This window comes from Streptomyces sp. NPDC016459, assembly GCF_040632845.1.
GTDB lineage: Bacteria > Actinomycetota > Actinomycetes > Streptomycetales > Streptomycetaceae > Streptomyces.
On record NZ_JBEYCR010000011.1, the window covers coordinates 184963 to 209045 of the forward strand.

Here is a 24083-nt window from a genome sequence, read left to right on the forward strand (position 1 = left end):
TGGGGTCATCGGGGCAACCATCTGCCTAAACTGACCGGTCATATCGCACGGACGACCGACACGGGCGTGCTGACCGACCCCGAACAGGAAGCAGAGACGACAAGGTGACAGAAGCGATCCTCCTGGTCGGTGGCAAGGGAACAAGGCTGCGACCGCTCACGGTCAACACGCCGAAGCCCATGGTCCCGGCAGCGGGCGTCCCCTTCCTGACGCACCAGCTGGCCCGCGCCCGCGCCGCCGGCGTCGAGCACATCGTGCTCGCCACCTCCTACCTGGCCGAGGTCTTCGAGCCGCACTTCGGAGACGGCTCCTCGCTCGGCCTGAGCCTGGAGTACGTCACCGAGGAGGAGCCGCTCGGCACCGGCGGCGCGATACGCAACGTGGCCTCGCGGCTGCACTCCGGCCCCGACGACCCGGTCCTCATCTTCAACGGGGACATCCTCACGGGCCTCGACATCGGGGCGCTCGTCGCCACCCACTCCTCCTCCGGCGCGGACGTCTCCCTCCACCTCACCCGGGTCGAGGACCCGCGCGCCTTCGGCCTGGTGCCCACGGACGCCACCGGCCGCGTCACGGCCTTCCTGGAGAAGCCGCAGACGCCCGAGGAGATCGTCACCGACCAGATCAACGCGGGCGCGTACGTGTTCCGGCGCTCGGTCATCGACACGATCCCCGCGGGCCGCCCGGTCTCGGTCGAGCGCGAGACCTTCCCGGAACTCCTGTCCTCCGGCGCGCACCTCCAGGGCATGGTCGACTCCACGTACTGGCTGGACCTCGGCACCCCGCAGGCCTTCGTCCGCGGCTCCGCCGACCTGGTCCTCGGCCGCGCCCCCTCCCCGGCCGTCCCGGGCCGCTGCGGCGACCGCCTGGTCCTGCCGACGGCCCGGGTCGCCCGGGACGCCAAGCTGACCGGCGGCACGGTCGTCGGCGCGGACGCGGTGGTCGGCGAGGGCGCCCGCGTCACGGGCTCCACGATTCTGGCGGGCGCGGTCGTCGAACCGGGAGCGGTGATCACCGACTCGCTCATAGGGGCGGGCGCCCGCATCGGCGCGCGCTCGGTCCTCACGGGGGCGGTCATCGGCGACGGCGCCCACGTGGGCCCCGACAACGAGCTCCGCGAGGGCGTCCGCATCTGGTGCGACGCCACCCTCCCGGCAGCCACCGTCCGCTTCTCCTCGGACCAGTGACCACACGGGCGCACCGTCGCCCGTCGTGCCCATGCGTCCCGCAGGGCGTGGAGGTCCCCCCGGGAGGGTGGGCACCACACGCGCGCGGCGCCCGTCCCAGGTTCGTCACCCCGAGGACCTGGGGCGACGCAGCACCCGCACCCACTCCGGCCCCGTTACGCTCGTATCCATGGCCGGCCGCTTCCCACCCCCCACCACCCCCACCCGCACCACCGTGCGCGGCGGCCACACCCACGCTCCCGTCGCCGTCACGGACGACACCCCGCTCGACCTGGGCCTCACCCTCGGCCCCCTCCGCCGCGGCCCCGCCGACCCCACCTTCCGGGCCACCCCCGACGGCTCCGTCTGGCGGGCCAGCCGCACCCCGGACGGCCCCGGGACCCTCCGGGTCCGTATCCGCGAGGGACGCGCCGCGGCCGAGGCCTGGGGCCCGGGAGCGCCCTGGCTCCTGGACCGGCTCCCCGGGCTGCTCGGCGCCGAGGACGACCCTGCCGCCTTCGTCCCCCGCCACAAGCTGGTCCTCGCGACCCACCGCCGCCGTCCGGGCCTCCGCCTCACCCGCACCGGCCTGGTCCTGGAGTCGCTGATCCCCTCGGTCCTGGAGCAGAAGGTCACGGCGGACGAGGCGTACCGCTCGTGGCGGGTGCTCGTACGGAAGTACGGCGAGCCCGCGCCGGGACCCGCCCCCGAGGGCATGCACGTGATGCCGGACGCGCGTACGTGGGCGATGATCCCGTCCTGGGAGTGGCACCGCGCGAACGTCGACGGCAAGCGCTCGGCCACCATCGTCCGCGCCGCCCAGGTGGCGGCCCGCCTGGAGGAGGCCGCGCACATGACCCCGCCGGCGGCCCGCGAGCGCCTGGAACTGGTCCCGGGCATCGGCCCCTGGACGAGCGCCGAGACGGTCCAGCGCAGCAACGGCGCACCGGACGAGGTCACCACCGGCGACCTCCACCTGCCCGGCATCGTGGGCTGGGCGCTCGTGGGCGACCGGACCACCGACGACCCGGCGATGCTCGACCTCCTGGCCCCGTACGCGGGCCAGCGCCACCGAGCGGCCCGCCTGATCCTCCTCAGCGGCCGCGTCCCACCCCGCAGGGCCCCACGCATGACCCCCGGCGACATCACGCGGATCTAGAGCCCCTCGTCCGGTTCATGCGGGGCCCGGGGCCGAGCCCCGCACACCCCCGCCCCTCACCGCACCTCGACGAACTCCGCAGCCCCCCGCGCCGCCCGTTCCCTCGGCGCCGCCGCCGGATGGCCGATCGCGACCGCGCCGAGCGGGTCCCACCCGGCCGGCAGGTCGAGGACCTCCCGTACGACGTCCCGGCAGAACATCGTCGAGGACACCCACGCGGAGCCGAGCCGCTCACCCGCGAGCGCCACCAGGAAGTTCTGTACGCCCGCGCCCGCCGCCACCACGAACATCTCGCGTTCGGCCGCGTCCCGGCGCGGGTCGCCGTAGTGGTGGGAGCCGTCCATGACGAGGCAGGGCACCGCCAGGTAGGGCGCGTCGCGCAGGACGTCCCCGCGCCGCACCCGCTTGGCGATGGACTCCTCGGACCTGCCGTCCCGCCGCAGGTCCGCGACCCACGCGTCCCGCATCGCGTCGAGCAGTCGGACCCGGGACGCCGCCGACTCCAGGAGCACGAACCGCCACGGCGTGGTGTGGTGCGGCGCCGGAGCCGTCACGGCCGCGGCGACCGCACGCCGTACCGCACCCGGGTCGACCGGATCCGCGGTGAACTCCCGTACGGTCCGCCGCAGCGTCACCGCCTCACGTACGGCCTCCGACGTACCGAGCCGGAACATGTCGTCGGCCGCGCCGCGCACCAGCGCCCGGGCGCCCGGCTCCTCGTCCCCGGCCACCACGTGCGGCAGGCCCCGGACGACGGCGACGGGAAGACCGGCCGCCTTGCCCTTCACCAGGTCGCCCGCGGCGGCGAGCTCGTCGGCGGTGGCGACCACGGTCGCGCCGAGCGGATTGGCGTACGTGTCGGTCCCGCCGCGCAGGTCGTCGAGGACCCGCACGCCGGCCGCCCCGATCGCCACGTCGGTGAGCCCCGTGCGCCACGGCCGCCCGAAGGTGTCCGTGACGACGACACCCACGTCGACGCCCAGCGCCTCGCGCAGCCCCGAACGGATGCGCCGCGCCGAGGCGTCGGGGTCCTCGGGCAGCAACAGCACCGTCCCGGCGGGGGTGTTGGACGCGTCGACTCCGGCGGCGGCCATGACGAGCCCCTGCCGGTTCTCGACGATCCGCAGGGTCCCGCGCCGCGCCACCACCCGCACGGTCTCGGCGTCGATGGCCTCCTCGCGGTCGTCGGCGGCGATCACCCGCCCCTCGGCCTTGCTCACGATCTTGGAGGTGACGAGCAGGACGTCCCCGTCGACGAGGTCCGGCGAGACGGAGGCGATCAGTTTGGCCAGGTCGTCCCCGGCCGCCACCTCCGGCAGTCCGGGCAGTGCCCAGACCCGGTACGAAGGGGGTACGGGGGTCACCCGCGGACCTCCTCGGCGAGCGCCAGCGCCTCCCGCGCCATCGCGGCGGTCGCCTCGATGCCGGTCATCATCAGCGGGACCGCCCGGCAGCGGATGCCCGCCGTCTCGACCTCCGCGACGGCGCCCGCGTCGACGGTGTCGACGAGCCAGCCGTCGACGAGTTCGGAGCCGTAGTTCCGGGCGACGGCCGCCGCCGTGGATTCCACGCCCACGGCCGCGAGCACCTTGTCGGCCATGCCGCGCACGGGCGCGTCCCCGACGATCGGGGAGAGGCCCACGACGGGTGCCCGGGCGGCGACGATCGCCTCCCGGATCCCGGGCACGGCCAGGATCGTCCCGACGCTGACCACGGGGTTGGACGGCGGGAAGAGGATGACGTCCGCGTCGGCGACGGCCTCCAGGACACCCGGCGCGGGCTTCGCGGTCTCCGCGCCGACCGGCACGACCGCCTTCGCGTCCACGGAGGCGCGCAGCTTCACCCAGTACTCCTGGAAGTGCACCGCGCGCTGCTCGCCGTCGACCTCGATCGCCACGTGCGTCTCGACGCGGTCGTCGGACATGGGCAGGAGGCGTACGCCGGGCTGCCAGCGGGCGCACAGCGCCTCCGTGACGGCGCTCAGCGGGTAGCCCGCGCCGAGCATCTGCGTACGGACGATGTGGGTCGCGAAGTCCCGGTCGCCGAGACCGAACCACTCGGGTCCGACGCCGTACTCCGCGAGCTCCTTCTTCACGGTGAAGGACTCGTCGCGGCGGCCCCAGCCCTGTTCCTCGTCGATGCCACCGCCGAGGGTGTACATCACCGTGTCCAGGTCGGGGCAGACCTTCAGCCCGAAGAGATGGATGTCGTCACCGGTGTTGCCGATGACCGTGATCTCCGCGTCAGGCGCGGCCTGCTTGAGGCCGCGAAGGAAACGGGCACCACCGATGCCGCCGGCCAGAACCACAATGCGCATGCGGAGCAGTCTGTCAGGCGACGGCGACACCGGGGGTGGCCGGGGCGCACTGGCCCTGGAGCGACTCGTGCATCGGCATCTCGGTGAGACCCGGGAAGTAGACGTGCAGGCTGACGGCCGGTTCGAGGGAGTCGTTGACGACCTCGTGGACGTACCCCGGCGCGAACACCCTCTGCGCGCCGGGCGCGAGCGTCCGCGTGCCCCGGTCCGTACGCTCCGTCAGCTCGCCCTCCAGGACGGTCAGTACGCCGGAGGAGACCCCGTGGTCGTGGAGCCCGCTGCCCTGGCCCGGCACCCAGGAGAGCAGCCACACCTCGTAGCCGGGGCCGGTGCGCAGCCGGTGGTACCAGCGGGTGGTGGCGTCGTACTCGACGTACGGGGCCCACTGGGCGCGGTCGTCGGCGATCGAGCGCGCGAGGCCGGCGAACTCGGCCACGGTGACCGGGTGGGGTCGCTCGGGCTGGAGGAGGTGCGGGACCTCGAGGATGTCGCCGGCGATCTGAAGGTCGCTGTCCATGTTCATGGGCGGGGAGGTTCCTCAGCAGAAACAGAAGCGGTGGGGGTCACGAGCCAGAGGTGACGTGAGTGACGCGTGTGACGCGGGGTGACGCTATGAGGAGAAGCTGGAGCTCTACGGCATCAACAGCTGGAACAACAACAGCAACAGCGCGCCTGGACAGCGCGGCGGAACCCACGGCTGTGGGTCGCGGAGAGCGCTGCGGTCGCTGGCATGCCACCAAAGGTGGCCGCCAGGACACCCGACTGTCAACTCAATGCCCGATTTGGGGGCAATCTTTCACCTCTTCTGATTGATGCGCGGGGAGAAAGGTTTGCTCATGCGCCGACCAGGAGAGATGGCGCTTCAGTCGTGCCCGTAAACCCGGCAGCCGTGCTCGTTTGAGGACGGTGCGGCCGTGATCGGACTGTGATCCGGATCGCTTCCATGGCTGGATAGCAACAAGATCCAAGTCCTGGACGTCCTTCCTTCCGGGACCGCGCGGTGCGGCCAGACCGGTGGCATGTGTCACGTTTTTTGGTGATTTGAACACTTTCCGCATACGCTTGGTTCCGCAGAGTGAATACCGGGCCCAATAGCAGATCTCGGCTTGACTCGCACAGAGCACGAACTTGTAATTTCACTCGTGTCGTTCGGCCGGTTTCGCAACGGCAACATCACGGGGACGCACAGAACAGACGAGGGGCGCACATGACCGAGTTGTTCCAGGAACTGCTGGTCGAGGACGCGGACGAGGAACTCGGCTGGCAGGAGCGCGCGCTGTGCGCCCAGACCGATCCCGAGTCCTTCTTTCCCGAGAAGGGTGGCTCGACCCGCGAGGCCAAGAAGGTCTGCCTCGCCTGCGAGGTCCGCTCCGAATGCCTCGAATACGCCTTGCAGAACGACGAGCGCTTCGGCATCTGGGGCGGCCTCTCCGAGCGCGAGCGACGCCGCCTGAAGAAGGCCGCCGTCTGAACGGCGCGAAGTCCGCCGGTGCCCGCGCACCGGGCCGCGCCCACCAGGACACGCGGAACGGTCCGCCCCTGTGACCCATCCACAGGCGGCGGACCGTTCTGCGTGTTCTGTACGAAACCGTTCCCCACCCTCTGTCCACAGGGCGGCGGACCGCTCCGCGTGCAGCCGTTAGTGTGGGCCTCCGTCCGAGACGCTCCCCACGCCCTTCGCGGGCGACCCCGGCCGGAGGGCCCGTAGCTCGATGTCCTCAACTCCTGAGTTTCCGCGACACGTCGTCACCGCCGTGCTCGTCACCCACGACGGCGCCCGCTGGCTGCCGGACGCCCTCGCCGGGCTGCTCGCCCAGGAACGCCCCGTGCAGAACGTGGTGGCCGCCGACACCGGCAGCGCCGACGACTCGGCGCAGCTCCTCGCCGACGCCATCGGCACCGACCGCGTCCTCCACCTCGCGCGCCGCACCGGCTTCGGCACCGCGGTCGAGGAGGCCGCCCGCACCGCGCCCGTGCTCGGACCCGAGGACCTGCCCTACCTGAAGCGCCCCAGCGGCTGGGACCCCGTCAGCCGGACCTGGAACGACGACGCCTACGACCTCCCCGACCTGCCCCACGGCGAACCGGTCCAGTGGCTCTGGCTCCTCCACGACGACTGCGCCCCCGAGCCCGCCGCCCTCGCCGAACTCCTGCGCGTCGCCGACTCCGACGCGCACGCCGCCGTCATCGGACCCAAACTGCGCGGCTGGTACGACAGGAAGCAGCTCCTGGAGACCGGCGTCTCCATCGCCCGCAGCGGCCGCCGCTGGACCGGACTCGACCGCCGCGAGCAGGACCAGGGCCAGCACGACCAGATCCGCTCCGTCCTCTCCGTCTCCACCGCCGGCATGCTGATCCGCCGGGACGTCTTCGAGGAGCTCGGCGGCTTCGACCGGCGCCTCCCCCTCATGCGTGACGACGTCGACCTGTGCTGGCGCGCCCACTCCGCCGGCCACCGCGTCCTCATCGCCCCCGACGCCGTCCTCCGGCACGCCGAGGCCTCCGCCCGCGAGCGCCGCACCGTCGACTGCGCCGGGCGCACCGCCGCCAACCCGCACCGCGTCGACAAGGCCGGCGCCGTCTACACCCTCCTCGCCAACACCCGGGGCGCGGCCCTCCCCTACGTCCTCCTGCGGCTCGTCCTCAGCACCCTGCTCCGCACCCTCGCCTACCTCGTCGGCAAGGTCCCCGGGCAGGCCGTCGACGAGGTCATGGGCCTCCTCGCCACCCTGCTGCGCCCCGAGAAGATCCTCGCCGCCCGCAAACGCCGCAAGAACCCGGCTGTAGCCGCGAGCGAACTCCGCCCGCTGTTCCCGCCGCCCGGCGCCACCGTCCGCGCCGCCGTCGAACAACTCACCGCCGACTTCGGCGGTGACGAGGCCGACTCCGGCGGCTCCCGCCACGGCGTCGTCGAGTCGGGTCCCGGCGGTGACGACGCCGACTACCTGGAGATCGAGCAGTTCGCCCGGCTCAAGAAGATCGCAGCCAGACCCGGCCCGGTCCTCTTCGCCCTCCTGCTCCTCGTCTCCCTCGTCGCCTGCCGCAACCTCCTCGTCGGCGGCTCCCTGGCCGGCGGCGCCCTGCTGCCCGCCCCCGACACCGTCTCCGGCCTCTGGTCCCGGTACGCCGACACCTGGCACGCCCTCGGCACCGGCGGCACGCAGACCGCCCCGCCCTACCTCGCCGTCCTGGCCGCGCTCTCTGCCCTCTTCCTCGGCTCCACCTCCACCGCGCTGACCCTGCTGCTCGTCTGCTCGGTCCCGCTCGCCGGCTTCACCGCGTACTTCGCCTCCCGAGGCATCGTCGAGTCCCGGCTCCTGCGCGCCTGGGGCGCCATCGCCTACGCCTTCCTGCCCGCCGCCACCGGAGCCCTCGCCACCGGCCGGCTCGGCACCGCGGTCCTCGCGATCCTGCTCCCGCTGACGGCCCGCGCCGCCGTCGCCGCCCACGGCCTCAACCGGCCCGACCGGGGCAGCTGGCGCGCCACCTGGGCGTACACCTTCCTGCTCACCTTCACCATCGCCTTCACCCCGGTGGTGTGGCCGCTCGCCGTCCTCCTCGGCCTGGGCATCCTCGTCGTACGCCGCTCGGACATCACGGCGTACGGGCTCCGCTTCCTGGCCGCCGTCGGCACCCCCCTCCTCGTCCTCGCCCCCTGGTCGCTCACCCTCCTCACCGACCCCGCCGCCCTCCTGCGCGAAGCCGGCCGGGACATCCGTACGGGCACGGCCACCGCGCTCGACCTGCTCGGCACCAGCCCGGGCGGCCCCGGCACCACCGGCGGCCTCCTCCTCCTGGGCCTCGTCCTCGCCGCCCTGGCCGGACTGCTCCGCGAGGAGCGCCGGACCGCCGTCCTCGCCGCCTGGACCGCCGCCCTCGCGGGGCTCCTCCTCGCCGTCCTCACCAACGGCGCGGGCGGCACCGGCTGGGCCGGACCCGCCACCCTCGTCTACGGCGCCGCCCTCATCGCCGCCGGAATGATCGGCGCCGAAGGCGGTCGCACCCGCGTCGCCGCCCATGGTTTCGGCTGGCGCCAGCCCGTGGCCGCCCTGATCGCCCTCGCCTGCGCCGTCGGCCCGGCCGTCGCCGCCGGCGGCTGGATGATCGCCGGCGCCGACGGTCCGCTGACCCGCCGCGACCCGGTCCAGGTCCCGGCCTTCGTCGCCGAGGAGAGCGGTACGCGCGACCAGCCCCGCACCCTCGTCCTCGGCGGCAGCTCGCCCGGCGAGGTCGACTACACCCTGGTCCGCGGCTCGGGCGCCCGCCTCGGCGACGCCGAACTCACCGCGGGCGCCGAGGCGGACCCCCGTCTCGACGCCGTCGTCGCGCACCTGGTCGCGGGCTCCGGCGCCGACCAGACCCAGGAGCTCAGCGGCTACGCGATCCGCTACGTCCTCGTACGGGACGGGGCGCCGCGCCAGATGAGCCGCGTCCTCGACTCCACCCCGGGGCTCAGCCGCCTCAGCCAGCTCGACGGCAGCGCCCTCTGGCGCGTGGACCGCGAGATCGCCCGCGTCATGATCGTCCCGCCGGCCGGACCGGCGGAGAAGCCGGCGGACACAGCGAAGACGACGCCGCCGGTCGCCGTCGCCGCGGGACCCGTCGAGGCGCACACGGACATCCCGGCCGGCCCCGCGGGCCGGGTCCTGCGCCTCGCCGACCGCGCCGACGAGGGCTGGACCGCCACCCTCGACGGCAAGGAGCTGACGCGCACCACCGTCGACGGCTGGGCGCAGGGCTTCGAACTCCCCGCCGGGGCCGGCCGCCTCGACGTCACCTACGACCAGCCGCTCACCCGCACCGCGTGGATCTGGACGCAGGCCGGCCTCGCCGTCGTCCTCCTCGTCCTCGCCCTGCCCGGCCGCCGCCGCCAGATCGACGACGACCTGCCCGATGAGGAACTCGCGATCCCCGCCCAGGCGACCGAGGGCGACGGCCGCAGGGCCCGCCGTCTGCGCGCCGCCGCGGAAGCCGAGGCCGAGACCACGGGGACAGGACCCGAGAGCGAATCCGCCGCCGTCCCCGAGCAGCAGGCGTACGAGCACCAGGAATGGGACGGCGGCCACGACCCGGCCCACGCCCGGGCCCAGGAGCAGCCCCAGGCCCAGAACCAGGAGCAGCCCCAGCCCCAGGCGTACGCCGAGCAGGGCTACTACCAGGACTACGCCGCCGACCCGTACCAGCAGCAGCCGTACGCGTACCCCCAGCAGGGCTACGAACAGGGTTACGGCCAGCAGGGTTACGAGCAGCAGCAGTACGACCAGCAGGGGTACGAGCAGCAGCAGTACGAGCAGCCGCAGCAGCAGTACGAGCAGCCGCAGCATCCCGACCAGCAGCAGTACGACCCGTACACCTACGGCTACGGGCACCCCCAGGGCCACGAGACCGAGCAGCGTCCCGACGGGAGCAGCAACCAGTGAAGCGCACGCCCCTCTCCCTCATCGCGGTCGCCACCGGGCTCGCGGCCCTCACCGGCTTCGCGTCCCTCACCGCCCCGGACGGCACCGCCACCCCCGGGGCCAAGGCCCCCACCCGCCTGCCGGTGGAGCGCGCGGGCCTGGTCTGCCCGGCGCCCAGCACCTCCGAGGTGGCCGAGACGCGCTACACCTCGTACACCCCTCCGAGCACGGGTTCGGGCTCGGCGGACGGCACCCCGGGCAAGGGCGGCGGCGAGCAGCCCACCGCCCAGCTGCGGCCCGCCGCGAGCACGACGCCCTCCGGCGGCACCGCCAAGGGCGGCAAGAAGCCCGCGGCCCCCAAGGCCCCGGCCACCGTCACCGCCCCCGGCAAGCCCGTCACCGCCGAGGCGGAAGGCCCCGCCGTGCCCGCTCTCGCCGGCTCGGCGACCGGCACCCTCGCCCCCGGCTGGACCGTCCAGCAGACCACCCTCGTCCCCGCCGGCGGCGCGGGCGGTCTCCTCGGCCTCAGCTGCGGAGCCCCCGACACCGACTTCTGGTTCCCCGCGGCCTCCACCGCCAAGGAGCGCCAGGACTACGTCCACCTCACCAACCCGGACGACGCGGCCGCCGTCGCCGACATCGAGCTGTACGGCCCCGAGGGTCCCCTCAAGTCCCAGTTCACCGACGGCATCCCGGTCCCCGCCCGCTCCACGGTCCCCGTGCTCCTCTCCACCCTCACGGGCGAGGCCGCCAAGCAGGTCGTCACCGTCCACGTCACCACCCGCAGCGGACGGCTCGGCGCTGCCATCGCCGCCGCCGACGACAAGCTCGGCAGCGACTGGATCGCGGCCGCGGCCGACCCGGCGAGCCGCGCCGTACTCCCCGGCATCCCGGCCGACGCCACCTCCGTCCGGCTCGTGGCCTTCGCCCCGGGCACCGACGACGCCGACCTGAAGGTCCAGCTCGTCTCCGCGACCGGCACGATCGTCCCGGCCGGCGCCGGTTCCCTCCACCTGAAGTCCGGGATGACGGCCTCCGTCGACCTCCCGGACCTCACCCGCGGCGAGGGCGGCTCCCTGCTGCTCACCCCGAGCGACCCGAAGAAGCCCACTCCGTTCGTGGCCGCCCTCCGGGTGGTGCGGGGCAAGGGCGACAACACCGAGGTCGCCTTCGTACCGGCGGCCGCGGCGATCTCCGACCGCGCGACGGTCGCCGACAACCGGGCCAAGGCCACGACGCTCTCCCTGACCGCGCCCGACGCCGCCGCCCAGGTCAAGGTCACCGCCTCGGCCGGTTCCGCCGCGGGCACGCCGGTGTCGAGGACGGTCACGGTCAAGGCGGGTACGACGACGACCCTCACGGACCTTGTCCCCGAGGGCCTCAAGGGTTCGTACGCGATCACCGTCGAACCGGTCTCGGGCGGCAGGGTGTACGCGGCCCGGACCCTGGCGCTGCCCCTGGACGGCACACCGATGTTCACGATCCAGACCTTCGCCGACGACCGCGGCACGGTCGAGGTCCCGACAGCACACCAGAACCTCGGGGTGCTGGACTAGGACCTGTCCGGCGGGCCGCTGGTTCGCGACCTGACCGGCAGGCGCTGGACCAGAGCCCGTCCGGCAGGCTGCCATGCCAGAGCCGCTCAGGCAGGCTGCCGGACCAGGACCTGTCCGGCAGGCGCTGGATCAAGGCCTCTCCGGCGGGCCGGTGGATCAAGGCCAGTCGGGACAGCCCTGAGGCTCGCCCCCGGGGGCCCTTGCGCTCTGCTCAGTCCTGCCCGTAGCGCGGATCGACCGACTCGGGGGAGAGCCCGAGGAGTTCCGCGACCTGTTCCACGACCACCTCGTGGATCAGGAGCGCCCGCTCGTCCCGGTTCTTCGACCGGATCTCGACCGGGCGCCGGTAGACGACCACCCGGGCCGGCTCGTTCTTCTCGGCGGGGGCCGAGCCTCCCAGCGGCACCGTCTCGCCCGACACCGGCGGAGGCACCTCCATCACCATGAAGTCGACGTCCGCGAGCTGTGGCCAGCGCCGTTCGAGACGTTCGACCGAGTCGAGCACCAGATCGCGGAAGGTGTCGGCCCGGCTCGTGGAGAGCGGCACCTGCGGCGGGGCGACCGGTCCGCGCATCCCACGGCCGTGCCGGTCGCGGCGGCGCACCCGGGGCTCGGCCGGAGGCTCCGTGGGGCGGTGCGAGGGGCTCGGCGGCACAGGACTGTCCATCACTGACGCAGCGTAACCCTCATCTGTCTCCCCGCACTGTGGCACGTCCTCGCCGCCGTCCCCGGGGCCGCCGCCCCACCCCCGCACCCGATGACGAAACCTGAACATTCCGGCCAATCGTCCGCTCGATTCCCCAGCCCCTCGCGATCGGCCATCTGGCCGTGGTTGACCGGATCTGTACCCCAGACTGTCCGGATCGACTCCCGGCGCCGCCCCTATGCGCCTTCTCCCACGCAGGTCAGAGCGACCACCGCCGCCGACGGCGTGGGGGAGGTCACAGCGCGACACGGGCGAGTGACCTGAGGGCGAGTCGTCGCGGCCCGCTCAAGAGTGCGGTACCGTCCAACGTCGTGAGCCCTGTACGTCGCTGTTCGCGCACCGCGTGCGGCCGCCCTGCCGTCGCGACACTGACGTACGTCTATGCCGACTCGACTGCGGTCCTCGGCCCGCTCGCCACCTACGCCGAGCCCCACTGCTACGACCTGTGCGCCGAGCACAGCGAGCGCCTCACCGCCCCACGCGGGTGGGAGGTCGTGCGGCTCACCGACGGTTCCGCTCCGCCCCGCCCCAGCGGCGACGACCTCGAAGCCCTGGCCAACGCGGTACGGGAGGCGGCCCGCCCCCAGGAGCGCGCGGCCGAGGCGGGCGGCAAGGGCGGCGGAGGCCGTGGCGGCGACCCCATGGAGGTCGGCCGCCGAGGACACCTCCGGGTGCTCCGCTCCCCGGACAACTGAGCCGACGGCCCGGCCCGGACACGGCACCGATCCGGCACCGATCCGGCCCGTATTCGAGCGCAACAGGCCACGGTCCGCTTACCCCTCCGCGCGCCGGGTAGTTTGGGCGTTCCGTACACGTGCCGCACACACGTGCCGAGAAGAATCTCAGGAGGGTGGATCCGTGACTGCCGATCTGTCGCAGATCGTGAAGGCGTACGACGTCCGCGGAGTGGTACCCGACCAGTGGGACGAGGACCTCGCCGAACTCTTCGGCGCCGCCTTCGTACGGGTGACGGACGCGGACGCGATCGTCATCGGCCACGACATGCGCCCCTCGTCGCCCGGCCTTGCCGACGCCTTCGCGCGCGGCGCGGCCCGCCTCGGCGCCGACGTCACCCTGATCGGACTCTGCTCCACCGATCAGCTGTACTTCGCGTCCGGCAGCCTCGGCCTGCCCGGCGCCATGTTCACCGCCTCGCACAACCCGGCCCAGTACAACGGCATCAAGATGTGCCGCGCGGGCGCCGCCCCCGTGGGACAGGACACCGGCCTGGCGGAGATCCGCGAACTGGCCGAGCGCTGGTCGGAGACCGGCGCGCCGGAAGCCGCTGCCACGCCGGGTACGATCTCGCAGCAGGACACCCTGGCGGACTACGCCGCCCACCTGAAGGCCCTCGTCGACCTCACGACGAGCCGCCCCCTCAAGGTGGTCGTCGACGCGGGCAACGGCATGGGCGGCCACACGGTCCCCACCGTCTTCGACGGCCTGCCGCTGGACGTCGTCCCGATGTACTTCGAGCTGGACGGGACGTTCCCGAACCACGAGGCGAACCCGCTCGACCCGAAGAACATCGTCGACCTCCAGGCCCGGGTCCGCGCCGAGGGCGCCGACCTCGGTCTCGCCTTCGACGGCGACGCCGACCGCTGCTTCGTCGTCGACGAACGCGGCGAGCCCGTCTCGCCGTCCGCGATCACGGCCCTCGTGGCCGCCCGCGAACTCGCCAAGCACCCCGGCGGAACGATCATCCACAACCTGATCACCTCCTGGTCGGTGCCCGAGGTCGTCCGCGAGAACGGCGGCGAACCCGTCCGCACCCGCGTCGGCCACTCCTTCATCAAGGAGGAGATGGCGAAGACCGGCGCGATCTTCGGCGGCGAGCACTCCGCGCACTACTACTTCAGGGACTTCTGGAACGCGGACACGGGCATGCTCGCCGCGCTCCACGTCCTGGCGGCCCTCGGCGGCCAGGACGGCACCCTGTCCGACCTGGTGTCGTCGTACGACCGCTACGCCTCCTCGGGCGAGATCAACTCGACCGTCGCGGACCAGGTCGCGAGCGCGGCGAAGGTCAGGGCGACCTACGAGCGCGAGGGCGTGACCCTCGACGAGCTCGACGGCCTCACGGTGACGGCCGCGGACTGGTGGTTCAACCTGCGCGCCTCCAACACCGAACCGCTGCTCCGCCTCAACGTCGAGGCCCGCGACGAGGCCACCATGGTCAAGGTCCGCGACGAGGTCCTCGCCCTGGTCCGGGCCACGGACTGACCCGGCAGGCCGCCGGGGAACGGGGCGCCCCCCGTCCCCCGGCGGTAGGCTGACCTGGCCCGACCCCCGCTTGTTCGAAGGGACACCCCATGCCGCTCGAAGCCGGCCTCCTGGAGATCCTGGCCTGCCCCGCGTGCCACGCTCCGCTGAACGACCGCACGGCGGACGAAACCCCCGAACTCCTCTGCACGAGCCCGGACTGCGGCCTCGCCTACCCGGTCCGCGACAACATCCCGGTCCTCCTGACCGACGAAGCCCGCCGCCCGTCGTAACCCGACCGACCCCGCCGACCCGGCGGCACCACCGAAAGGCGGCACGGCCACCTGACGGCGGCAGGCCCCCGACGGTGGTACGGCCGTCGAACGGCGGCAGGTCCCGACGCGGGCTCTGTCACCGAACGGCAGCAAGGCCCGACGCCGGCACGGCCACCGAACGGCGGCAGGTCCCGACGGCGGTACGGCCCTCAAGGGGCCGTAGCCACTCAAAGGCGGGCAGGGCCACCTGACGGCGGCAGGGCCGACGGCGGGGTACGCGCGGACGGCACGGCCACCCGAGGACGCACGACCACCCTTCGGAGGGTCGCGCCCAACGGTGGTGAGGCCACTCAGGGGGTACCCAGGCGGCTAGGCCCGACGGCGGTACGGCCAGCCGTCGGCGGCCCGCTGATCCGCCTTCGGCACCCGCTTCCCGGCGCCGAAGGCACGGGCCACCAGCAGCCGGCCTGGGCCCCCGAAGCCGGGGTGAGCCACCCCCAGGCCCGGACACCACCGAACGACGGTCCCCGGCCTACCTCCCGACCGGGGAAGGGCCAGCGCCGAAGGCGAACACCCCCCGCCACCCGGGAGGGCCAGCTGCCGAAGGCGCACACCCCCCGCCACCCGGGAGGACCAGCTGCCGAAGGCGAACACCCCTCCTCCCCACCCGGGAGGGTCAGCCGCCGACGGCGAGCACCCCCCACGGGAAGACCCGCACCTCTGCGTTCTCAGCTGCACGGGTGGTGCGGGTGGGAACCGAAAAGCCCGGCCGGAGGCCGGGCGCACCACGAGCCCCCGCACCCACCGGGGCCCCACCCCCAAACCCCTCAGAGCCACCCCGCAGGGGACCGCGCGACGACGACGCGACCGACCGACCGACCGGAGGCACCGCCCCATGCTCGACGAGACCCTCCTCGACGCCCCGGACGACCTGGCCCTGGCCGACCACCGCGGCCTCCTCCGCGCCGCAGCGGAGGCCGGTGCCCGCGTACGGACGGCAGCCCGCCACGCCGCCGAGGCCGGCATCGCGGACCTGCGCCCCGAGGGCCGCCCCCGCGCCGTCCTCGTCGCGGGCCCCGGCACCGTGGCCGCAGGTGTCGCCGACCTGATCGGCGCACTGGCCGGCGCCTCGGCCCCCGTCGTACGTCTCCAGCCGACCGGCGTCGCCCCCGCCGCGGGCGCGCTGCGCTGGGCGCTGCCGGGTTGGGCGGGCTCGGTGGACCTGCTCCTGCTGCCGACGACGGACGGTTCCGAACCGGGCCTGGCGCTCCTCGCCGAGCAGGCGTACCGCCGCGGCATGTCGGTCGTCGCCGTCGCCCCGAGGACCTCACCGCTCGCCGAGGCCGTCAGCGGTTCCCACGGCCTGTTCGTGCCGATGGCGTCCGCACCGAACGAGACCGCCGACGAGTCGGCCGAGACCCTCGCGGCCGGTCCGGGCGCGCTGTGGGCCCTGTTCACCCCGCTGCTCGTGCTCCTGGACCGGGTGGGGCTGGTGGAGGCGTCGCCGGAGACACTGGAGAAGGTGGCCGACCGCCTGGACCGTACGGCCGAGCGCTGCGGCCCGGCCGTCGCCACGTACAGCAACCCGGCGAAGACGCTCGCCGCCGAGCTCGCGGACTCGCTGCCGTTGATCTGGACCGAGGGCACGGCGGCGGGCCCGGCGGGCCGCCGTTTCGCCGCGGTCCTCGCCGAGATCGCCGGACTGGCGGCCCTGGCCGCCGAACTGCCGGAGGCCCTGCCCGCGCACGGGGTCCTGCTCTCAGGTGACTACGCGGCGGGTGCAGACCCCGACGACTTCTTCCGCGACCGGGTCGACGAGCAGCAGGCGCTGCGTGCCAGGGTCGTGCTGCTCAGGGACCGCCCGGCGGAGGGCCTCACCGCGGCGCACGCGGCCCGCGAACTGGCCCTGAGCCACGAGACCGCCGTCAGCGAACTGGAACCGGAGGAGGGCGGCGACCTGGAGACCCTGGCGGAGCTGCTGGCCGTGACCGACTTCGCGGCCGTCTACCTCTCCCTGGCCACCCGAGGCCACACACCGCACTAAAAAGCACCACCCCCGATCCCACCCCCTCACCCCCAACCCCACCCCCCATCCACCACCCCGTCACCCACCCGTCACCCGACACCTGTCACCTGTCTCCCGACACCCCTCACCATCCGTCACCGCCCCGAGGAGCTGGCAGGCACCATGGACCGCCTCGTCAACACCGTTCGCCCCTACGCCTGGGGCTCCACGACGGCCATCCCGGAACTGCTCGGAATCGCCCCGTCCGGCGAGCCCCAGGCCGAGATGTGGATGGGCGCCCACCCCGGCGCGCCCTCCCGCACCGAGCGCGGCTCGCTGAACGAGCTGATCGACGCCGATCCCGTACGCGAGCTGGGACGGCGTTCCGTCGAGAAGTTCGGCCCCCGCCTCCCGTTCCTCCTGAAGGTGCTCGCCGCGGGCGCCCCGCTCTCCCTCCAGGTCCACCCCGACCTGGCGCAGGCACGGGCCGGCCACGCGGCCGAGGAGGCCGCCGGCGTCCCGATCGACGCCCCGCACCGCACGTACAAGGACGCCAACCACAAGCCCGAGCTGATCTGTGCCCTCACGCCCTTCGACGGCCTGTGCGGCTTCCGCGCCCCCGCCGAGGCAGCAGATCTGATCGCCGCGCTGGGCGTCGACTCGCTCAAGCCGTACGTCGACCTCCTCCACGCCCACCCGGAAGAGGCGGCGCTCCGCGAGGTCCTGACGGCCCTGCTGACCGCCGACCCGGAGGAGATGACGCACACGGTGGCCGAGGCGACCGCCGCCGCCGACCGCCTCGGCGGCGCCCACGCGCCGTACGCGAGCCTCGCCCACCACTACCCGAGCGACCCCGGCGTCATCGCCGCGATGCTGCTCAACCGGGTCCGGCTCCAGCCCGGCGAGGCGCTCTACCTCGGCGCGGGCGTGCCGCACGCCTACCTCGACGGCCTCGGCGTCGAGATCATGGCCAACTCCGACAACGTGCTGCGCTGCGGACTCACTCCCAAGCACATCGACGTCCCCGAACTCCTGCGGGTGGTCCGTTTCGAGCCGACCGACCCGACCGTCCTGCGCCCGGAGGCCTCCCCGACGGGCGAGGAGGTCTACGACACCCCGATCGACGAGTTCCGCCTCTCCCGGTTCGCACGGGCCGAGGGCGCGGCCCCGACCGATCTGACCAGCCCCACCCCGCAGATCCTGCTCGCCGTCGCGGGTCGCCCGAAGGCGGGCGACATCACCCTCGGCCCCGGCGAATCCGTCTTCGTGCCGGCAGGCGTACCGGCCGAACTCTCGGGTAGGGGGACGGTCTTCCGCGCCACCGTCGTGGCCTGATGCAACAATGACCGGCCGAACCGCGGCGACAGAGCCGATGCATCGACGAAGGGAAGCCGTACACCCATGAGCGCGTCAGGCGGAACCAAGGCGATCGTGGCGGCGCTCGCCGCCAATCTCGCGATCGCCGTAGCCAAGTTCGTGGCGTTCCTCTTCAGTGGTTCGTCCTCGATGCTCGCGGAGAGCGTCCACTCCCTGGCCGACTCGGGGAACCAGGGCCTGCTGCTCCTCGGCGGCAAGAAGGCCCAGCGGGAGGCGACCCCGCAGCACCCCTTCGGCTACGGCCGCGAGCGGTACATCTACGCCTTCCTCGTCTCCATCGTCCTGTTCTCCGTCGGTGGCATGTTCGCGATCTACGAGGGCTACGAGAAGATCAAGGACCCGCACGAGATCCACGCCTGGTACTGGCCGGTCGGCGTCCTCGTCTTCGCGATCATCGCCGAGACCTTCTCCTTCCGTACGGCCATCAAGGAGTCGAACGCGATCCGTGGCGGGCTCTCCTGGACCCAGTTCGTCCGCCGGGCCAAGGCCCCGGAGCTGCCCGTCGTCCTCCTGGAGGACCTCGGCGCCCTCGTCGGCCTGATCCTGGCCCTCGGTGGTGTCAGCCTGGCGCTCGCCACCGGCGACGGGGTCTGGGACGGCATCGGCACCCTCTGCATCGGCGTCCTGCTCATCGTCATCGCGATCGTCCTGGCCGCCGAGACCAAGTCGCTGCTGCTCGGCGAGTCCGCCGGCATCGAGGACGTCAAGAAGATCGAGGACGCGGTGGTCGACGGCGAGACCGTCACCCGCCTCATCCACATGCGTACGCTCCACCTCGGCCCCGAGGAACTCCTCGTCGCCGCGAAGATCGCCGTTCGCCACGACGAGTCGGCCTCCGAGGTCGCGCACGCGATCAACGCCGCAGAGGAGCGCATCCGCGCCGCCGTCCCGATCGCCCGGGTCATCTACCTGGAGCCCGACATCTACGACGAGACGGCAGCCTCGAACGGCGTGAACCCCGCCAAGCACCCGGGCGGCACGGGTCACTGACCCCCGCCCCACCCGACCCCCGGAACCCACGGTCCCGGGGGTCTCGCGCGTCCGTACGAGCCCCTGGGGGCCGCCCCGTGATCCCGATGCGGACTGTGGCCCACCGCCCCTTCCGGTGTAGATTCGAGACCAGCCAGACGTCGCTGCTGATGGCGGTCGGGCGGTCCGCAGGACCGGCCGAGGGAGAGAGGGCCTCCGACGACGGCACCGTGGAGAACCCGGGCATTCGTGTGCCCTGGGAGCCCCGTGGCGCCCGGCGCCCCAACCGACCCTCGCACCCGACCACACGAGGAGCAGCTCGTCATGACGACCGCCACCCACCAGGACTTCAAGGTCGCCGACCTCTCCCTGGCCGTATTCGGCCGCAAGGAGATCACCCTCGCCGAGCACGAGATGCCCGGCCTGATGTCGATCCGCCGCGAGTACGCCGAGCAGCAGCCGCTCGCCGGCGCCCGCGTCACCGGTTCCCTGCACATGACCGTGCAGACCGCCGTCCTCATCGAGACCCTGGTCGCCCTCGGCGCCGAGGTCCGCTGGGCCTCCTGCAACATCTTCTCCACCCAGGACCACGCCGCCGCGGCCATCGCCGTCGGCCCGAACGGCACCCCGGAGAACCCGCAGGGCGTCCCGGTCTTCGCCTGGAAGGGCGAGACCCTCGAGGAGTACTGGTGGTGCACGGAGCAGGCCCTGACCTGGCCGAACACGCCCACCGGCGGCCCGAACATGATCCTCGACGACGGTGGTGACGCCACCCTCCTCGTCCACAAGGGTGTCGAGTTCGAGAAGGCGGGCTCCGCCCCGGACCCGGCCACCGCGGACAGCGAGGAGTACGCCCACATCCTCCGTCTCCTCAACCGCACCCTCGGCGAGAACCCGCAGAAGTGGACCCAGCTCGCGTCCGAGATCCGCGGCGTGACCGAGGAGACCACCACCGGCGTCCACCGCCTGTACGAGATGCACCAGGCCGGCTCCCTCCTCTTCCCGGCGATCAACGTGAACGACGCCGTGACGAAGTCGAAGTTCGACAACAAGTACGGCTGCCGCCACTCCCTCATCGACGGCATCAACCGCGCCACCGACGTCCTCATCGGCGGCAAGACGGCCGTGGTCTGCGGCTACGGCGACGTCGGCAAGGGCTGCGCCGAGTCCCTCCGCGGCCAGGGTGCTCGCGTCATCGTCACCGAGATCGACCCGATCTGCGCCCTCCAGGCGGCGATGGACGGCTACCAGGTCACGACCCTGGACGAGGTCGTCGAGACCGCCGACATCTTCATCACCACGACCGGCAACAAGGACATCATCATGGCCGGGGACATGGCCAAGATGAAGCACCAGGCCATCGTCGGCAACATCGGCCACTTCGACAACGAGATCGACATGGCCGGCCTCGCCAAGACCCCGGGCATCGTCAAGGACGAGGTCAAGCCGCAGGTCCACACCTGGACCTACCCCGACGGCAAGGTCCTCATCGTCCTGTCGGAAGGCCGCCTCCTCAACCTGGGCAACGCCACCGGCCACCCCTCCTTCGTCATGTCGAACTCCTTCGCGGACCAGACCCTGGCCCAGATCGAGCTCTTCACGAAGCCGCAGGAGTACCCGACCGACGTCTACGTCCTGCCCAAGCACCTGGACGAGAAGGTCGCCCGCCTCCACCTGGACGCGCTCGGCGTCAAGCTGACGACGCTCCGTCCCGAGCAGGCCTCCTACATCGGTGTCGAGGTCGAAGGCCCGTTCAAGCCGGACCACTACCGCTACTGATGCCGCGGCCGGCGGCGCCCGCGCACTGACGCGACGCCGACCGGACACCCGTAGAGGACCAGGCAGGCCCCCCGCACCCCCGTGTCGGGGGGCCTGCCCCGTCCCGCCCCCGCTACCGCTCCTGGAAGCGCCCCCTCCCGAGGACCGACCCATGCCCCGCGGCCGATATTCGCTCCATGACCCGCACGACCACACCCCCCTCGGTGAAGAACACTTCCACTGCGCGCCCGGCCCCTCCGGCTGGCGCTACGTCTCCCAGCTCACCACCCCCTCCGGCGACCACCAGGGCTCCGTCGACCTGGCCGTCGACGAACTGGGCCGCCCCCTCCGCCTCGAAGTCCACGCCGCCGGCTGGCAGGTCCGCGGCGCGGCCCTCGACGGCGTCACCTGGGTCCGCACGGACCCCACCGGAACCCACGCCACCGAAGGCAATGTGCGCGCCCACGCCTTCACCGGCACGTCCCCGGCGTTCCTCGTCGCGCTCACGCGACTCCTGCGTCTCACCCCCGCTTCCCCCGAGACCCGTGTCAGGCTCGTCGCCTTCACGGACCCGGTGCTCGCCCCCCTCACGGTCGACCAGTCCTGGGCCCTGCTGAGAAGTGAAGCGCACGCCACTGACAACGGCCCCCTGATGGTGGACGAATACCAGGTCAGCGCCCTGGACACGGGCGAAAGACACACCGTTCACATCGCCGGGGACGTGGTCCTCGCGGCCCCCGGAATCGAACTCGAAGCCCTGGAAACCCCGCCGTCGGTCTTCCCCTGACGGTCAGGCCGGGGGAGCGAACCCGGTGGCGCGCGCAGTGGTCTCCTCGTCCCCGCCACCCGGTGCGGCAGCGCGCGGAGCAGCGGCCACGGGCGGAACGACAACCGAAGAGCCCTCACCGGACACCCCCGTCCCCTTGCTTCCCCCGCCGGTCGGCCCCGCCGCCGAGGCCACCGTCCGCCGCGCGTCCCGGGCCTGCCGCTCGGCGACCACCCCCGCCAGATACGCCTCGGCCGGAACCCCCGGCGGCGGAGGCGTCCCGGTCCGCGTCACCAACTCGTCGGCCAGCCGCTCCGCGAGCCACCGCCCCACGGCCGGGTCCAGCTCACGCGCCCGCGTGAGGTACTGCCGTATCTCCAACCACAGAGCCTCGGGCACCGCCGAAAGATCCAACCCCGAGAATCGCCCCACCAACCACGGCGGCGGCGGAGGCACGAACTGAACCCGTGCCGCGGGTATCCGCTCCCGCACCACCAGCGTCCCCGCGAAGACGTCACCAAGCCGCCGCCCCCGCTCCGACACCAGCGACGCGACACAGGCGACGACCCCGAACGTCATCAGGATCTCCACGACCCCCATCGCCCCGCGCACCAGCGCGTGCCGGAACCGGATCGGCCCGCCGTCGTCCCGCACCACCCGAAGCCCGCACGCCATCTTCCCCAGCGACCGCCCGTGCGACAGCGTCTCCACCGCGATCGGCGCTCCCACGAGGATCAGCACGAAGGAGGCGATGGACACCGCCATCCCCGCCGCCTCGTCGAGCGACGCGGTGGCGACCGCGAGCCCCAGCGTGATCAGCAGATACACGGCCCACACCACCGCGAGGTCGATGAGCACCGCCAGCGCCCGGCTCGGCAGCCGCGCCGGCTGCAACCCCAGTACGACGGCGTCTCCCGTCACCCACCCGCTCACGGCACCCACCCACCCTTCTCCGACCTTCCCGACCCCACCGAACGCCAGTCTGCCAAGCTGACCCGCAGCGCGCCGCAGCAGTACGGACCCGTCCGCAGCCGATGCCTGGAGCAGCAGCCGATCATGGACCTCGACGTCTACGTCACCGCCCACCGCGCCGAATGGGAGCGCCTCGACCACCTCCTGGGCCGCGGCAGCAAGCTGACCGGCGCCGAGGCCGACGAACTCGTCGCCCTGTACCAGCGCACGGCCACGCACCTCTCGATCGTCCAGTCCACCGCCCCTGACCCGATGCTCACGGCCCGGCTCACCCAGCTCGTGGCGCGCGCCCGTGCCGCCGTCACCGGCACCCGCCGCTCCTCCTGGCGCGACGCGGCCCGATTCCTTACGGCCGGCTTCCCGGCGGCCGTCTACCGCTCCCGGCACTGGTGGATCCCCACCGCCGTCCTCTCCACCCTGCTCGCCGTACTGATCGGCTGGTGGATCGGCACGCACCCGGAGGTCCAGGCTGCGATCGGCGCCCCCGCCGAACTCCGCAAGATGACCCGCCCGGGCGGCCAGTACGAGACGTACTACTCCAGCCACCCGGCGACCTCCTTCGCCGCCCAGGTCTGGACGAACAACGCCCGGGCCGCCGCCATGTGCCTGGTCCTCGGCGCGTTCCTGGGGATCCCGGTGCTGTGGATCCTCTTCCTCAACATGCTGAACGTCGGTGTCGCCATCGGCCTCATGTCGTCCGCCGGCCGCCTCGATGTCTTCCTGGGCCTGATCCTTCCCCACGGCCTGCTCGAACTGACCGCCGTCTTCGTGGCAGCGGGCACGGGCCTCCGCCTCGGCTGGACCGTCATCGACCCGGGCCCCAGAACCCGCCGCGCGGCCCTCGCGGAACGAGGCAGGGCAGCCGTCGGCATGGCGATCGGCCTGGCCCTGGTCCTCTTCGTCTCCGGCCTGATCGAAGGCTTCGTCACCCCGTCCGGACTGCCCACCTGGGCCCGGATCACCATCGGCATCGCCGCCGAGCTGGCCTTCCTCGCCTACGTGTACGTCCTGGGCGGCCGCGCCTCCCGCCTGGGCGAGTCAGGCGACCTGGACGAGCCCGACCGCAGCGCGGAGCTCCCCACCGCCGCCTGATGTGCGTGCGGCCCCACCAACCTGCTAGTGTCCTCCGGTGCCCACAAAAGCTGTTGACACGGCTGGCGTGGGGAGGTAGATTTAAACAGTTGCCTAGAGCTGGACAGCTCGGCAGCAACCAAGTTAAAGTCTCACTCGCTCCGGTCGGGAATTCGATTCCACGGAGTCACTCCGATTCTCATTCGAATCATGAAAGCCACCGATTAGGTCGGCCGAAATGAATCTGATAAAGTCGGAACCGCCGAAAGGCCCCCGGAGTAAAAACAAAAGGGACCGGAAAGCACCGAGGAAATCGGATCGGAAAGATCTGATAGAGTCGGAAACGCAAGACCGAAGGGAAGCCCGGAGGAAAGCCCGAGAGGGT

The 24083-nt window shown here is 72.8% G+C and carries 19 protein-coding genes; 14 read left to right on the top strand and 5 right to left on the bottom strand.

From position 1 onward, the window contains the following. Positions 1-104: 104 nt before the first annotated feature. Entirely contained in the window at positions 105-1187 is a 1083-nt protein-coding gene (locus ABZ567_RS24830; RefSeq protein WP_360793534.1) for an NDP-sugar synthase, read from the top strand. Positions 1188-1356: 169 nt separating this feature from the next. Beyond that, a complete protein-coding gene (locus tag ABZ567_RS24835; protein WP_360793536.1) occupies positions 1357-2325 on the top strand; it encodes a DNA-3-methyladenine glycosylase 2 family protein in 969 nt (322 codons plus the stop codon). A gap of 56 nt (positions 2326-2381) precedes the next feature. Here the strand turns inward: ABZ567_RS24835 and ABZ567_RS24840 are convergent, their stop codons facing one another. From ABZ567_RS24840 to ABZ567_RS24850, 3 genes are read right to left on the bottom strand one after another with little or no spacing between them, the layout of a single operon-like run. After that, positions 2382-3689, bottom strand: a complete 1308-nt coding sequence (locus tag ABZ567_RS24840; protein WP_360793538.1) for a coenzyme F420-0:L-glutamate ligase — start codon at positions 3687-3689, stop codon at positions 2382-2384. Further along, positions 3686-4642, bottom strand: coding sequence for a 2-phospho-L-lactate transferase (gene cofD, locus ABZ567_RS24845; RefSeq protein ID WP_360793540.1), 957 nt, complete (start codon positions 4640-4642; stop codon positions 3686-3688). Before cofD ends, ABZ567_RS24840 begins: the two co-directional genes overlap by 4 nt. 13 nt (positions 4643-4655) lie before the next feature. Continuing rightward, on the bottom strand, positions 4656-5165 hold the full coding sequence (locus tag ABZ567_RS24850; RefSeq protein WP_360793542.1) for a cysteine dioxygenase family protein: 510 nt from the start codon (positions 5163-5165) through the stop codon (positions 4656-4658). A 684-nt stretch (positions 5166-5849) separates the two neighbouring features. On the opposite strand from ABZ567_RS24850, the gene ABZ567_RS24855 reads away from it, so the two are divergent. The 3 genes from ABZ567_RS24855 to ABZ567_RS24865 all read left to right on the top strand — a co-directional run bounded on the left by ABZ567_RS24855 (position 5850) and on the right by ABZ567_RS24865 (position 11597). Further along, positions 5850-6113: a WhiB family transcriptional regulator gene (locus ABZ567_RS24855; protein ID WP_015033978.1), complete on the top strand. Its 264-nt coding sequence runs from the start codon at positions 5850-5852 to the stop codon at positions 6111-6113. Between the two features lie 241 nt (positions 6114-6354). Then, positions 6355-10062 carry a glycosyltransferase family 2 protein gene (locus tag ABZ567_RS24860; protein WP_360793544.1) on the top strand — a complete coding sequence of 1236 codons (3708 nt, stop codon included), beginning with the start codon at positions 6355-6357 and terminating at the stop codon, positions 10060-10062. Further along, positions 10059-11597, top strand: a complete 1539-nt coding sequence (locus ABZ567_RS24865; protein WP_360793546.1) for a DUF5719 family protein — start codon at positions 10059-10061, stop codon at positions 11595-11597. Before ABZ567_RS24860 ends, ABZ567_RS24865 begins: the two co-directional genes overlap by 4 nt. 211 nt (positions 11598-11808) lie before the next feature. Here ABZ567_RS24865 and ABZ567_RS24870 read toward each other — a convergent pair whose 3' ends face one another. Next, the gene (locus ABZ567_RS24870; RefSeq protein ID WP_360793548.1) at positions 11809-12264 is read right to left on the bottom strand and encodes a metallopeptidase family protein; all 456 of its coding nucleotides are present in this window, start codon (positions 12262-12264) and stop codon (positions 11809-11811) included. 299 nt (positions 12265-12563) lie between these two features. Between ABZ567_RS24870 and ABZ567_RS24875 the strand changes: the two genes are divergently transcribed. The 8 genes from ABZ567_RS24875 (at position 12564) to ABZ567_RS24910 (ending at position 21676) form a co-directional block, all read left to right on the top strand. After that, positions 12564-12998, top strand: a complete 435-nt coding sequence (locus tag ABZ567_RS24875) for a DUF3499 domain-containing protein (RefSeq protein ID WP_360793585.1) — start codon at positions 12564-12566, stop codon at positions 12996-12998. A 163-nt stretch (positions 12999-13161) separates the two neighbouring features. Then, positions 13162-14526 (top strand): phosphomannomutase/phosphoglucomutase, encoded by a 1365-nt coding sequence (locus ABZ567_RS24880; RefSeq protein WP_360793550.1) that lies wholly within the window; start codon positions 13162-13164, stop codon positions 14524-14526. Between the two features lie 89 nt (positions 14527-14615). Further along, the gene (locus ABZ567_RS24885; protein WP_073820091.1) at positions 14616-14798 is read left to right on the top strand and encodes a Trm112 family protein; all 183 of its coding nucleotides are present in this window, start codon (positions 14616-14618) and stop codon (positions 14796-14798) included. Positions 14799-15675: 877 nt separating this feature from the next. Next, entirely contained in the window at positions 15676-16824 is a 1149-nt protein-coding gene (locus ABZ567_RS24890; RefSeq protein WP_360793553.1) for an SIS domain-containing protein, read from the top strand. A gap of 144 nt (positions 16825-16968) precedes the next feature. Then, complete coding sequence (manA, locus tag ABZ567_RS24895) at positions 16969-18120, top strand: mannose-6-phosphate isomerase, class I (RefSeq protein ID WP_360793555.1); 1152 nt, start codon at positions 16969-16971, stop codon at positions 18118-18120. Between the two features lie 66 nt (positions 18121-18186). After that, positions 18187-19152: a cation diffusion facilitator family transporter gene (locus ABZ567_RS24900; protein WP_360793557.1), complete on the top strand. Its 966-nt coding sequence runs from the start codon at positions 18187-18189 to the stop codon at positions 19150-19152. Positions 19153-19455: 303 nt separating this feature from the next. Further along, positions 19456-20910 carry an adenosylhomocysteinase gene (gene ahcY / locus ABZ567_RS24905; protein WP_360793559.1) on the top strand — a complete coding sequence of 485 codons (1455 nt, stop codon included), beginning with the start codon at positions 19456-19458 and terminating at the stop codon, positions 20908-20910. Between the two features lie 151 nt (positions 20911-21061). After that, positions 21062-21676 carry a hypothetical protein gene (locus ABZ567_RS24910; RefSeq protein WP_360793561.1) on the top strand — a complete coding sequence of 205 codons (615 nt, stop codon included), beginning with the start codon at positions 21062-21064 and terminating at the stop codon, positions 21674-21676. 3 nt (positions 21677-21679) lie between these two features. Here ABZ567_RS24910 and ABZ567_RS24915 read toward each other — a convergent pair whose 3' ends face one another. Beyond that, on the bottom strand, positions 21680-22588 hold the full coding sequence (locus ABZ567_RS24915) for an RDD family protein (protein ID WP_360793563.1): 909 nt from the start codon (positions 22586-22588) through the stop codon (positions 21680-21682). Positions 22589-22711: 123 nt separating this feature from the next. Here ABZ567_RS24915 and ABZ567_RS24920 point away from each other — a divergent pair, with 123 nt between their 5' ends. Then, positions 22712-23719 carry a stage II sporulation protein M gene (locus tag ABZ567_RS24920; RefSeq protein ID WP_360793565.1) on the top strand — a complete coding sequence of 336 codons (1008 nt, stop codon included), beginning with the start codon at positions 22712-22714 and terminating at the stop codon, positions 23717-23719. Positions 23720-24083: the final 364 nt, after the last annotated feature.